11 protein-coding genes are annotated in these 12588 nt (G+C 68.4%); 3 read left to right on the plus strand and 8 right to left on the minus strand.

The genetic code is table 11. The features are described from left to right. Positions 1-186 precede the first annotated feature (186 nt). From HWX25_RS17910 to HWX25_RS17925, 4 genes are all read right to left on the minus strand, one after another. Positions 187-1167 carry a sulfonate ABC transporter substrate-binding protein gene (locus HWX25_RS17910; RefSeq protein ID WP_059698331.1) on the minus strand — a complete coding sequence of 327 codons (981 nt, stop codon included), beginning with the start codon at positions 1165-1167 and terminating at the stop codon, positions 187-189. A gap of 125 nt (positions 1168-1292) precedes the next feature. Further along, on the minus strand, positions 1293-2132 hold the full coding sequence (locus HWX25_RS17915; protein WP_059819308.1) for a MerR family transcriptional regulator: 840 nt from the start codon (positions 2130-2132) through the stop codon (positions 1293-1295). A 9-nt stretch (positions 2133-2141) separates the two neighbouring features. Further along, positions 2142-2702, minus strand: a complete 561-nt coding sequence (locus HWX25_RS17920) for a GNAT family N-acetyltransferase (RefSeq protein ID WP_059819307.1) — start codon at positions 2700-2702, stop codon at positions 2142-2144. Between the two features lie 95 nt (positions 2703-2797). Further along, the gene (locus HWX25_RS17925) at positions 2798-3712 is read right to left on the minus strand and encodes a LysR family transcriptional regulator (RefSeq protein WP_175909544.1); all 915 of its coding nucleotides are present in this window, start codon (positions 3710-3712) and stop codon (positions 2798-2800) included. A gap of 125 nt (positions 3713-3837) precedes the next feature. Here HWX25_RS17925 and HWX25_RS17930 point away from each other — a divergent pair, with 125 nt between their 5' ends. Beyond that, positions 3838-4836, plus strand: coding sequence for a quinone oxidoreductase (locus HWX25_RS17930; RefSeq protein WP_175909465.1), 999 nt, complete (start codon positions 3838-3840; stop codon positions 4834-4836). A 75-nt stretch (positions 4837-4911) separates the two neighbouring features. Here HWX25_RS17930 and HWX25_RS17935 read toward each other — a convergent pair whose 3' ends face one another. Continuing rightward, positions 4912-6426: an MDR family MFS transporter gene (locus HWX25_RS17935; RefSeq protein ID WP_175909467.1), complete on the minus strand. Its 1515-nt coding sequence runs from the start codon at positions 6424-6426 to the stop codon at positions 4912-4914. 228 nt (positions 6427-6654) lie between these two features. Here HWX25_RS17935 and HWX25_RS17940 point away from each other — a divergent pair, with 228 nt between their 5' ends. Continuing rightward, positions 6655-8214: a methyl-accepting chemotaxis protein gene (locus HWX25_RS17940; RefSeq protein ID WP_059533983.1), complete on the plus strand. Its 1560-nt coding sequence runs from the start codon at positions 6655-6657 to the stop codon at positions 8212-8214. Positions 8215-8271: 57 nt separating this feature from the next. Here the strand turns inward: HWX25_RS17940 and HWX25_RS17945 are convergent, their stop codons facing one another. Further along, positions 8272-9939, minus strand: a complete 1668-nt coding sequence (locus tag HWX25_RS17945) for an ATP-dependent helicase (protein WP_175909469.1) — start codon at positions 9937-9939, stop codon at positions 8272-8274. Positions 9940-10059: 120 nt separating this feature from the next. Continuing rightward, on the minus strand, positions 10060-10914 hold the full coding sequence (locus HWX25_RS17950; RefSeq protein WP_059464640.1) for a helix-turn-helix domain-containing protein: 855 nt from the start codon (positions 10912-10914) through the stop codon (positions 10060-10062). A 532-nt stretch (positions 10915-11446) separates the two neighbouring features. On the opposite strand from HWX25_RS17950, the gene HWX25_RS17955 reads away from it, so the two are divergent. Beyond that, positions 11447-11656, plus strand: a complete 210-nt coding sequence (locus HWX25_RS17955; protein ID WP_059464641.1) for a hypothetical protein — start codon at positions 11447-11449, stop codon at positions 11654-11656. Between the two features lie 211 nt (positions 11657-11867). Here the strand turns inward: HWX25_RS17955 and HWX25_RS17960 are convergent, their stop codons facing one another. Continuing rightward, the gene (locus HWX25_RS17960; protein WP_175909472.1) at positions 11868-12515 is read right to left on the minus strand and encodes a hypothetical protein; all 648 of its coding nucleotides are present in this window, start codon (positions 12513-12515) and stop codon (positions 11868-11870) included. Between the last annotated feature and the right edge of the window lie 73 nt (positions 12516-12588).

Genomic DNA, 12588 nt, shown 5'->3' on the forward strand with positions numbered 1-12588 from the left:
TCAATGGTTATCTTGTAACTGTGTTACTTGGCAGTCCGTTTGAGGCCAGGAGGTCTGGCCCGACGCATGGCCGACGCGGAGAGAAACACTCCGACCCTGGTGTGGCCGAGTGCGCCCCTTCCGATGTGCGTTTCCTGGAGTAGATGGCACCCGTCGGCCTGTTCCGAATGAGCAGCGCCCCGCGCGTTACTTCGCCGCCAGCGCAGTTGTCACGCGCTTGTCCGTCCACGCATTATCCGCGACGCTCAGCTTCTGCGGAATCAGCTTCGCGGCGTAGAACGCATCGGCCACCCCCTGCTGCACCGCGACGATCTTCTCGTCGACCGGCACCGCACCGAACGGCACACGCTTGAGCCACGTTTCCACGAGCGGCAGCGGCAGCCCGACCTTCGGCGCGATCAGCGCGGCGGTTTCGGCCGGGTGCCCGTTGACCCACAGCCCCGTCTCACGCGCCTGCTTCAGGATCGCGCCGACCACGTCGGCATGTTGCTCCGCGAAATCACGCGTCGCCTCGTAGAAGTTGTTCGCGGGCGTGAGGCCCGTGTAGTCGGACAGCGTGCGGATCTTCAGCGAATTCTGCGCGGCTGCGTAGTACGGGTCCCACACGGCCCACGCGTCGACGTTGCCGCTCTCGAACGCGGCGCGCGCGTCGGCGGGCGGCAGGTACACGGGGCGGATTTCGTCGTAGCGCACGCCGGCCTTTTTCAGCGCTTCGAGCAGCAGGTAGTTCGCGCTCGAGCCTTTCTGCAGCGCGACCTTCTTGCCGCGCAAGTCGGCGAGCGAGCGGACCGGCGAATCGGCTTTCACGAACACGGCTTCGTTGTGCGGTGACGGCGGTTCCGCGCCGACGTACACGAAGCGCACGCCGGCCGCTTGCGCGAACACCGGCGGCGGCGCGCCCGTATAGCCGAAGTCGATGCTGTTCGCGTTCAGCGCCTCGAGCAGTTGCGGGCCGGCCGGGAATTCGAACCACTGGACGTTGTAGCCGAGCGGCTTGAGGCGCGCTTCGAGCGACCCCTGCGCCTTGATGACCGACAGCAGGCCGGCCTTCTGATAACCGATGCGCACGACCTTGTCGGCGCCGCCCTGCGCGAACGCCGATGTGGCTGCTGCGGCGACGAGCGCCGTCGCGGCGGCGCGGGTGATCCAGCGGGTGAAACGAATCATCGAACGGACTCCATGCGAAACGTCTTCGGGGAGCGGCGCGTGTGCCGCTCGGTTGGAAGAATCGTCGCATGGGCGGTCGAGCCCGCAAACCAAGCATTGCCGATATGAATATGACGCCGGCGGTCCTATGCTTTGTCGCCGCCGTCTTGCGGATCCGGCGTGCCGGCCTGACGCGCGGCTTCGTCGCTGAGTTTCTTGTCGAGGATCGTCGCGACGCGGCCGCCGAGATAGGCGCTTGCTGCGGTCTCGAGCGCGCGGTTCGTCTCGCCTTCGACGAACACGGCTGCGAGCGGGCGCAGGCGCCAGATCGCGTCGACGAGCGCGGGCACGTCGGTGACCGGCGGCAGCGTGCCGGCGTCGTAGCGGTCGAGCCGCTTCACGACGAGATCGACGAGCAGCCGCGCGATCGCGTCGAAATGCGGCCGCGCGAGGCTGATCACGTCGAGCAGCTCGCGCGGCGGGATGCCTTCCTTCGTCATCGCGGCGGCTGCTTCGAGCAGCGCGGGGCTTTTCGCGACGAACGACAGGCCGCGCCGTTCGAGCAGACCGAGTTCGGTCACGCGCGACAGTTGCGACGCCGTCTGCGGGCCGAACATCTGCGCGAGTTGCGCGAGCGAATAGGTCTTCGGCAGTTCGTGCGACCAGCGGCCGCCGATCGCGTTTTCCAGGCCGAGGATCGAACGCAGGTCGTGACCTTCGTCGATCGCCATGATCAGGTCCTGGATGTTCGACAGCGTGTAGCCGCGCGCGAGCAGGTGGTTGATCAGCTTCAGGCGGGCGACGTGCGTGTCGTCGTAGATGCCGACGCGCCCGCGCTTCTCGGGCGGTGCGAGCAGTCCGCGATCCTGGTATGCGCGGACGTTGCGCACGGTCGTGTCGGACACGCGCGCGAGTTCGTCGACCGTGTACTCGTTGCGGGAATCCGGTGCGGCCTCGTCTGGCATGGTTTGAGTCTGTTTTGGCATGCGGCCATTCTAGCGCGACGCGACAGGCTCGGGCGAGGCGGGAAGAGTGCGTGCGCCGTCGCCGAGCGCGCGCTGCATCAGCGCGGTATCGATCCAGCGGCCGTGCTTGAACCCGACCGCTTTCAGCACGCCCGCGGGCTCGAAACCGAATGCGCTGTGCAGCGACGTCGAGCCGCCGCTGCCGCCGTCGGCGATCACCGCGATCATCTGCCGCCACGGGCCAGTCTCGCACCGCGCGATCAGCGCCGCGAGCAGCGCGCGGCCGATGCCGCGGCCGCGCTGCGCGTCGTCGATGTAGATCGAATCCTCGATCGTATGGCGGTACGCGCTGCGCGTGCGATACGGCGTCGCATACGCGTAGCCGGCGATGCGGCCGTCGCATTCCGCGACGAGATAGGGCAGCCCGTGACGCAGCACCGCGTCGCGGCGCGCGCGCAGTTCGTCGACGTCGGGCGGCGTCTCCTCGAACGACGCGACGCTGTGGCGCACATGATGTGCGTAGATCGCGTGAATGGCGGCAAGATCGGCGTCGGTCGCGTCGCGGACGACGCAGGCGGGGGCGGCGGGCATGGTGGCGGAGCGGGCGGATGAAACCGTTACTATGCCCGCCGCGAGGCGGCGCCGTAAAGGCATGGGTCGCGTTGCGCGGTCAGGAGAAGCCGAGCCTACAAATGGCCGTCCGCGTCGCGAACCGCGTCGGCGATGGCATCCGCGACGCGTTGCACGCGCGGCGAGCGCCGCACGTCCGGGTGCACGACGAGCCAGATCTCGCGCTCGACATCGCAACGGGGCGCGGACGTCAACTCGACGAGCGCGGCGGCGGTCGACAGCGACGGATCGGCCAAAGCCGGCGTGCCCGCGTCTGCCTCCGTCGCCGACGTGTCGACGAGAAAGCGCGGCAGCAACGCGACGCCCGCGCCGGCCACGCACGCACGATGCAGCGCGGCGAGGTCGTTGGCGATGAACGCGAAGCGGCGCCCGGCCGCGAAGCGTTCGAGCCATTGCTGCTGCGGCATTTGTGCGAGTGCGTCGTCGTAGCCGAGGAATGCCCAGGTGTCGGGCGGCGCGGCGGCCCAGTCGGGCGATGCGCACAGCGCGAAGCGCATCGTGCCGAGCCGGCGCGCGGCCAGCCCCGGCTCGCTCGGCCGCGACAGGCGCACCGCGAGGTCGGCTTCGCGCGCGTACAGATTGGCCGCGTGCATTTCGCCCATCAGGTCGATCCGCAGCGCGGGCCATGCGCGCTGCGCGCGGGCGAGCCGCGGCGCGAGAAAGTGGCTCGCGAACACCGGCGACGCCGACACGCGCACGACACCGTCGAGCGCCGCCGCCCCCTGCGCGGCGCGCGCGAATGCATGCACGTCGGCTTCGACGCGCGCGGCATGCTCGGCGAGGTGCAGGCCTTCGTCGGTCGGCGGCCAGCCGCGCGGCAGCCGGTCGAACAGCCGGATGCCGAGCGCGGACTCCAGCGCATCGATGCGCCGGGCGACCGTCGAGTGCTGCACCTGCAGCGCCCGCGCGGCGGCCGACAGGCTGCCGCCGCGCATCACCGCCAGGAAATAGCGGAGGTCGTCCCAGCTCATCGGCGGCGCGGGCGCCGGCGTCGGATCGGTCGAATTTTGCACGGTAGATGGGCGTGAAACGGGAATTCCGATCGATTATGCACGATGCGATGATCGTGTCACATCATTCGATTGCGAGGAACGTCATGACCCAAACTGCCACCGCCACCCGGATCGGGATCGACCGCTACGGCGACGCCGGCGTGCTGCGCCGCTTCGATGCGCCTGTGGTGCCGCCCGGCGCGGGCGAGGTGCGGATTCGCCAGACCGCCGTCGGCGTGAATTTCGTCGACATTTATTTCAGGACCGGCGCGCATCCGTTGCCGACACTGCCGGACGCGCTCGGTGTCGAGGCAGCCGGCGTGGTCGATGCGGTCGGGCCCGGCGTGACGGGGCTGGTGCCGGGCCAGCGCGTCGCGTATGCGGGGCTGCCGACCGGCAGCTACGCGAGCGTGCGAACGCTGCCTGCCGAGCGCGTGGTGCCGGTGCCCGACGGCGTGAGCGACGACGCGGTCGCGGCCGGGCTGCTGAAAGGCATCACGGTCTACATGCTGCTGCACCGCGTGCGCCAGGTGGCGGCCGGCGACACCGTCCTCGTGCACGCGGCGGCCGGCGGCGTCGGGTTGCTGGCGACGCAGTGGGCGCGCGCGCTCGGCGCGCGGGTGATCGGCACGGTCGGCTCGGCCGCGAAGGCGGCACTGGTGCGCGCGCGTGGGGCGGAAGTGGTGGTCGACTATCGCGAGGCGGATTTCGTCGCGGCGGCCCGTGCGTTCGGCGGCGGCGCGGGCGTCGACTATGCGATCGACGGGATCGGCGGCGATGTGCTGACGCGTACGCTCGGCGCGGTCCGGCCGTTCGGGATGGTCGCGAGCATCGGGCAGGTTGCCGCGATCGGCGCCCGGCAGACGATCGACCTCGACGAACTGGGCCCGGCCCGCTCGATCGCGCTGGCGCGGCCGAGCGTGCTGGGCTTCATCGCGCGTGACGTGGCGGGGTATCGCGAGGCGGCGCACGCGACGCTCGAGCGGTTCGCGGGCGGGATGCACGTGGAGATCGGCGCGCGGCTGCGGCTCGAGCAGGCGGCCGACGCGCATCGCTTGCTGGAATCGCGACAGACGACGGGTGGGGTGGTGCTGGTGCCGTGACGGCGGACCGCGCGTCGTGAATGGTCGTCTCGGCGGGCTGGCGGCGGAGCCACGGTGCCGCTGCGTGCCCGCCGATCAGTGATGCTTGCGCAGCGGCGCGCTCTCGACGAACCACGCGAGCACGAAGGCGATCGCGATCACGCCCGCGGCCGAGAGATACACCACGTGCAGCGACCCGGCGAACGCATGCAGGTACGCGTCGCGCACCGCATCCGGCAACTGGTGCACGGCCGCCGGACCGAGGGCGGGCGGCAGCTCCGTGCCGGCCGGCAGTGCCTGCGTGATCCGCGACTGCAGCCCGTGCGAGAACAGCGCGCCGAATGCGGCGACGCCGAGCGAGCCGCCGATCGAGCGGAACAGCGTCGCGCCCGACGTCGCGACTCCCATGTGCCGGAATTCGACGGTGTTCTGCACCGCGAGCGTGAGCACCGGCATCACCATGCCGAGCCCGATCCCGAGCAGCGCCATGTACGCGTACATCGTGTGCAGCGGCGTGTCGAGCGACAGCGTCGACAACAGCGCCATCGCGATGCCGCCGATCAGCGTCCCCGCGATCGGGAACGGCCGATACGTGCTGAGCCGCGAGATCAGCCGGCCGCTCGCGACCGACATCGCGAGCATCCCGCCCATCATCGGCAGCAGCTGCATTCCGGCCTGCGACGGCGTCGAGCCTTTCACGACCTGCAGATAGAGCGGAATGAACGTGACCGAACCGAACAGCGCGATGCCGACGACGAAGCCGATCAGGCTCATCAGCACGAAGGTGCGCTGGCGGAACAGTTCGAGCGGCATGATCGGCTCGGCCGCGAGCCGTTCCTCGTAGATGAAGCCGCCGACCGCGACGATGCCGAGCACCAGCGTCATCCACAGCTGCGGCGACGACCACGGCAGCAGCGAACCGCCTTCGCTCGTGAACAGGATCACGCAGGTGAGGGCCGTCGCGAGGAACGCCGCGCCCATGTAGTCGATCCGGTGCTTCACGTGCGCGGTATGCGGCCGGAACGCGATGCCGATCACCGCGAGCGCGACGAAACCGAGCGGCAGGTTGATCGTGAAGATCCAGCGCCACGACAGATGTTCGACCAGGAAGCCGCCGAGCAGCGGCCCGACGATCGTCGCGAGGCCGTACACGCCGCCGAACATCCCCTGATAGCGCGCCCGGCGGTCGGGCGGCACGAGGTCGCCGATCGCGGCCATCGTGACGACCATCAGCCCGCCGCCGCCGAGCCCTTGGAGCGCGCGCAGCACGATCAGTTGCGTCATGTCCTGCGCCATGCCGCACAGCGCGGAACCGGCGAGAAACAGCACGATCGCGGCCTGCAGCACGATCTTGCGGCCATACAGGTCGCCGAGCTTGCCGTACAGCGGCAGCACGACCGTCGACGACAGCAGGTAGGCGGTGACGACCCACGACAACTGGTCGAGGCCGCCGAGCTCGCCGACGATGGTCGGCAGCGCGGTCGATACGATCGTCTGGTCGAGCGCAGACAGCAGCATGACGAGCAGCAGCGCAGCGATGATCAGCCCGGTCGGTGCGTCGCGGCGGGCCGCTTCGGCGGCCGGTGGGGCAAGGAGGGTATCGGTTCTCATCGAGATATCTGCCGTGGCAGGGAATTGACCGGAATATAGAGGTAAGTCATTGCCTGGTCAATTTCTGCCGAGCCTTGATTTGTTGCATCGGTAACAGAAGATTGCCGACCGGAAAATTGATCGCGATCAGCCCGAGAAAGGACAGGGCTCAAGTTTTTTGCAGGCAAACCGTAATCCAGAGTGCCGCGGACCGATTGCCGCGGCACTCTTTACCGCTCACGTCCCGTCATGAACCTGAACGCCCTGTTTTCCCGCTTCTCGATCCGTACGCGGATTTTTTCCACGCTCGGCCTCGTTGCCGCGCTGCTCGTCGTATCGGGCCTGATCGGCCTGACCGGCATGCAGCGCTCGAACCGCGCGCTCGATGAAGCCTATACACGCGAGCTGGCCGCGAAGACCGCGCTGTCCGCCGCGAACCTGAACCTCACGATCGTGCGCACCACGCTTGACCGCGCGCTGCTGCATCCCGAGGCGCCCGAAGTGCCCGATCTCGTCAGCAAGGCCGAGAACTATCTCGCGAAGGCCGACGCCGCGTGGCGCACCTACGCGACGATGCCGCACGACGGCGACGAAGGCCCGCTCGCGACGCGGCTCGACACCGCGCGCCAGGCGCTGATCGGACAGGCGTTGAAGCCGATGATCGACGCGATCCGCGCGGGCCATCGCGACGATGCCGACCGGCTGCTGATGACGGTCGCGCCGCCGCTGTCGGTCGCGCTCACGCAGGCGACCGATGCGCTCGACGCGTACCAGGCCGCGCGCGGCAAGGACGTCTACGACACCGCGCAGACCTATTACGGCTGGATGCGCGCGGGCGCGATCGCCGGCATTGCGTTCGGTCTCGCCGCGTGCCTCGGCTGCGCGATCGGCCTGCATTTCGCGATCACGCAACCGGTGAACCGCCTGCTGTCGCATTTCCGCCGCCTGTCGGACGGCGACCTGACGTCGGAAGTGCGCTGGTCGTCGCGCGACGAGATGGCCGAGCTGGTCAAGGGCGTGACGGGCATGCAGCGCAGCCTCGCCGATACGGTGCGTCAGGTCACCCAGGGCTCCGAAGCGATCTCGACCGCGACGCACCAGATCGCGGCCGGCAACACCGACCTGTCGCAGCGCACCGAGGAGCAGGCGTCCGCGCTGCAGGAGACGGCCGCGAGCATGGAACAGCTGACGGCGACCGTGAAGCAGAACGCCGATCACGCGGTCGAGGCGCAGGCGTGCGCGGACAACGCGAGCGAGATCGCGACGCGCGGCGCGACGGTCGTCGGCGAAGTGATCGGCACGATGAACGAGATCGACCAGAGTTCGCAGAAGGTGGCCGACATCATCGGCACGATCGAGGGCATCGCGTTCCAGACCAACATCCTTGCGCTGAATGCGGCGGTCGAAGCCGCGCGCGCAGGCGAGCAGGGCCGCGGCTTCGCCGTGGTCGCGGGCGAGGTGCGCACGCTCGCGCAGCGCTCGGCGTCGGCCGCGAAGGAGATCCGCACGCTGATCGGCGAGTCGGTCGAGCGTGTCGCGACGGGGTCGCGGCTGGTCGGCGTGGCCGGCGCGACGATGCAGGACATCCAGCAGGCGATCGGCCGCGTGACGGGCATCATGACCGAGATCGCGGCCGCGTCGAACGAGCAGCGCGACGGGATCGAGCAGGTGAATCGCGCGGTGTCGCAGATGGATCAGGTGTCGCAGCAGAACGCGGCGCTGGTCGAGCAGGCGGCGGCCGCCGCCGCTTCGCTCGAGGAGCAGGCCGACGGCTTGCGCCGGGCGGTGGGGGCGTTTCGCGTCGCGTGACGCGCTGGCGGGCGGGGCGTCGGTTCCACGCGCCCCCGCCGCCCGCTGACCGCCGCGTCAGCTGCTTGTGAGCTGCGCGGCCGAGCGCGCCGACGCGACGAGCAGCAGCTTCATCGTCGCGCGCGTCGCGCCGACGAACAGCTTGCGGGCCGCGCGCGCATCGAGCGTGTCGAAGTCGATCTCGGTGAGGATCACGCACGGCGCGGACTGCCCCTTGAAGCGATAGATCGAATCGAGCAGCACGTCGCCTTCGCGATATTCAGGGTTGCCGAACAGGTCGTACTTGCCCGTGAAGCGCTTGACCCGATGCGGGCCGAGCTGATCGAGCCGCGCGAGCACCGAGCTTTCGCGGCCGCGATACGACAGCACCGCGATGTCCTGCTTGCGGAAGCCGAGCGACAGCGCGTGCGTGATCGCGCGCTTGGTCGCGTCGATGCACGCGTCGGCGAGCGCGTCGCCCGCCGCGTCGTCTTCCCCGTATGACGACACCGACGGATCGGAACCGTCGAACGGGCTGCCCGAGCGCAGTTCGGCCGCGAGCGGCTCGACGCGGCCGACCACGTCGCGCACGAATTCGAGCAGGTCGCGCGGGCTGCGGTAGTTCGTCAGCGCCTTCAGCGTGACCCAGCCGGGCAGCGCGACGGGTTCGCGCAGATAAAGGTTCTGCAGCGGATCTTCCAGCCACCACCATGCACCGTTCGGCGCCAGCAGACGCTCCAGCGCCGCCGCCCACGGCGCGTGGAAATCCTGCCCCTCGTCGACGATCAGCACATCGAAGCGCCAGCGTTCCGGCACCGGCGCTTCCGCGAAGCACGCCTCGAGCCGCTCGAACGCGCCGGGCGCGTCGAAGTCGGGCGTATAGCCGCCGTCGCGGGCCACCCAGTCGCACAGCTGATGGTAGTTCGCGATCTTCGCGCCGGGCGGCGCGATGCGCGCGATGTAGTCGGCGAGCGGCCGGTTGAAGCATACGTAAAGCACGCGCTTGCCGGCCGCGACCGCGTCGCGCATCACCTGCACGGCGAGCTGCGTCTTGCCCGAACCCGCGGTGCCCGTCACACGCAAGCGGAACGGCGTGAACTCGAGCTGGCGCGCCCACGCGGCGAGCCCGCCCGACAGCCGCGTGACGAGCGTGCCGGCCTGCCCGACGAGCGCGCTCGTGTCGGGCGTGAGCGCCAGCTCATCCGCGAAGAAATGATGCAGCTTCGCGGCGTTCGGCAACGGTTCGTCGTGCTCGGGCAGGATCTGCAGGATCGCCTGAGCGAGCTGCGCCTTGCGCGATGCGTCGACGATGCGGTCGGCCGCGACGCCGGCGATCGCCGTCTCGCGGATCGAGTAGTCGGGGCAGTACAGCAGCGCCTCGACGCCATAGACGCCCGCGCCGAGCGCGGCGGTCAGGCGCCTGTGCAGCGTCTCCTGCGTGCGCGCAAGCTGGATCGGGACGTTGCGCTCCTTCTGCAGGTAGACCTTCACGAGCCCCTTCGGCGTTTCGCGCAGGAAGCCGGCCTTCTGCTCGATCAGCAGCACGCGGCCGGACGGGCTCACGACGACGAACGCCGCTTCGCCGAACACCGAGAAGCCCTGGTCGGCACGCGTCCAGTGCACGCCGTGATAGACGGTGTAGCTGTCCGGCAGCGTGTGTTCAAGGGCGGCAAGCGTCTCGCGCTCGCGTTCGGCCGCACCGGTGGCGGCGAGGCTTCTCCAGTCGTCGGGAATGAGGCGGGCCATGAGGTCGGGCGGCTGAGGCCGGTCGTGAACAGGGTCCGGCTATTGTACTGAGGAACCTGTTCACGGCCGCCGCGCCGCGCGGGCGCCGGCCATGCGAAAGAGGGGGCGTGCGTGCGGGAATTACCCGCGTGCGAGCCGCTTCGCGAGATCGGCGCTGAGGATCGCCATGCGTGCGGGTTTTTCGTAGCAGACGACATCGAATGCGCGGATCACTTCGCTGATGTCCGCTTCGCTCGCGCGGCCCGTGAGCAGGTCGCCCGTCAGCACGAAGATGGGCGCGCCCGGATTGTCGGACGTGCGCACCGCCTTGATCGCGGTGGCGGCCGTGCTGTCGTCGAACAGCCATTCGGTGACGACCGCATCGAACGCCTGGCCCTGCAGCGCGTCGACGAACGGCGCGAGGCCGTCGAATGCGGCCGTCGCGAAACCTTGCCGCTCGAGATAGCGGCACAGCTCGGTCGCGCTGACGCGATCGGGATCGATCACCGCGACGACGAGCTTGTCGCTCTCCGCGCGGCGCGGATAGATCTCGATCTTGTGCACGTCGTACGCGTTCTGGTACAGCACGCCCGTGTGGCGCAGCACGCGCCAGCGGCCGTTCTGTTCGTACGCGACGAACTCGGGGCGTGCGCCGGCTTCGAGCGGCGCGCCGATCCAGGCGGTGCATGGAATTTCGGCGACACCGGCGTACAGGACGGCTTCCTGCGAATAGGCGCCGACCATGCCGGGGTCGAGCGTCTGCGCGCCGAACAGTTGAGCGGCGGGCTCGCCGTACGCTTCGGCGACTTTCTTGATCTGCGCGAGTGTCCAGGGGCTGCTGCCGCGCAGTTTGCGGTGACCCTGCGAAAAGCTCAGGTCGAGGATGCGGCACAGCTCGGTGGTTTGCTGGCGCTTGCCGATGCCGTTGCGAGTCATTAGCTCGCGCACGCGCTCGGCAACCGCGAGGGAATCCGTGGTGATTGCTTCAGTGGTCATGCTACGGGAACGGATCGTGACGTTCAGAACGACGCCTTGCGGCAGTCTCGGCGGACAGTCTTGACGACGTCCAGGGGGCGAGCCGACCGGCCACGCGCGGAAAAGATAACTTTACCGCAAAACGACTGCCATTCCATGTCGCGAAAGGTGCGTTTCTGTGAAAGGTGTGTCACGACGTTACGCGCGATCCGGCGGCGTGTGCCGCGCGCTGCTGGCCCGTTCGCAACCTTCAGGCGCGGATCGCGAGGGGCCGGGACAGGATTCCTCGTCCGGCAGTACGGAATCGCATCGCGCTGCCAACGAAATGCACCAGTGCAGGGCACGTTCGTGATCGGAATCGCGGCATCGTGCCATCCTGGGCGCGACAAATTTTTACAGGACGTCGTGCGTCGGGCTCGACGCAGCGCATCTTATACGCGGATCGTTTGACGGTTTACTCTAATGAAGCCGATGCTGCCCCGTTTCGGGAGCCGGCGTGAATGCGGCGCGGGCCCATGCTACGATTTCGCCGTCTCAAAATAGTGTTGAAGCGATGCAGAAGAAATTTGTGATGCGCGGGTACGAGATGAACTGCGAACCGCGCGTGACGGAGGACGGCAAGTACGCCGCCCAGGTCGAGGTCACGAAGCTGGGTTTCAGCCGCGAGGCGGCATTCCGCAAGCTGGGCGAATTCGATACCGAAGCGGATGCCGTCGCCTATGCGAAGAAGTTCTCCGAAGAGTGGCTGAGCCGCTACGCGTAGCGCGTCGTTCGCCCGTGCAGGGCGGGCACGCTCATTCACGGCGAAAAACACGACGGACGTTCCGAATGCGCGGCGTGGGTGGCATTGGCGAAGCACCGCAGGATCGTCGATTCCACGACCCCCCATGTTCCACCTGTTGAGAAGTGCGAACCGATGAATCGACGCACGCGCCGGCGCGCCCATCGATCGATGGCAGCCGAATGCTGTCGACCTACGCCGGCATGTACGTGAACGGTTCGCCATCCTCCCGCTCGACCGACAGCAGCCGCTTGAGTTGATCGAGCGCGAACAGCTGTTTGCCTTCCGCCGCCGCTTCGGCTATCGCGGCATCGACGAGTTTCCTCGCTCGCGCGAGGATCACGGATCGCTGGCGCGCGATCTCGAGCACCATGCGTTGCTCGATGTTCTGCCGCGTCGATTGCTTGTCGCTCAGATGACGCCAGCGATCGCGAAGCTCCGCCCAGGTGACGCGCTGAAATTCCGGAATCGCGCGCGGGAGCGTGCCGGCTTCCGCGGGCTCGGGCCGTGCACGCAATGCACAGCGCAGCGCTTCGCGGGCGCGCCACTCATCCGAAAACGGCGCATACACGTCGCGCGTGCGGCCGATCGGATTCGCGCGTTCGATCTCCTTGTCGAGCAGATAGCCGAGCCGCCGCAGCGCGGAGCCATGCGCGAGCATGGCCGGATCGAGCACGCGGATCCGGCGCGACGCATCCGCGACGTGCGCTTTCAGTTCCCACAGCGTCAGGCGAAGGTGCTGCACTTCGAGTATCAGGCGCTGTACGTCGGCGTAGGTGCACTTCGTCCACCATTCGGTGAGGTCGTTCAGCTTCGGGGGATCGAATGGGGGGAGGATCATTTTTACTGCAGCGATACTGTATGGATGTACAGTTTATCGCGCGGTAACATAGCGCCGTCAAGGCGAAAAAATG

Origin of the sequence: Burkholderia sp. BCC1640 (assembly GCF_902833125.1) — a bacterium.
Classification (GTDB): domain Bacteria; phylum Pseudomonadota; class Gammaproteobacteria; order Burkholderiales; family Burkholderiaceae; genus Burkholderia; species Burkholderia diffusa.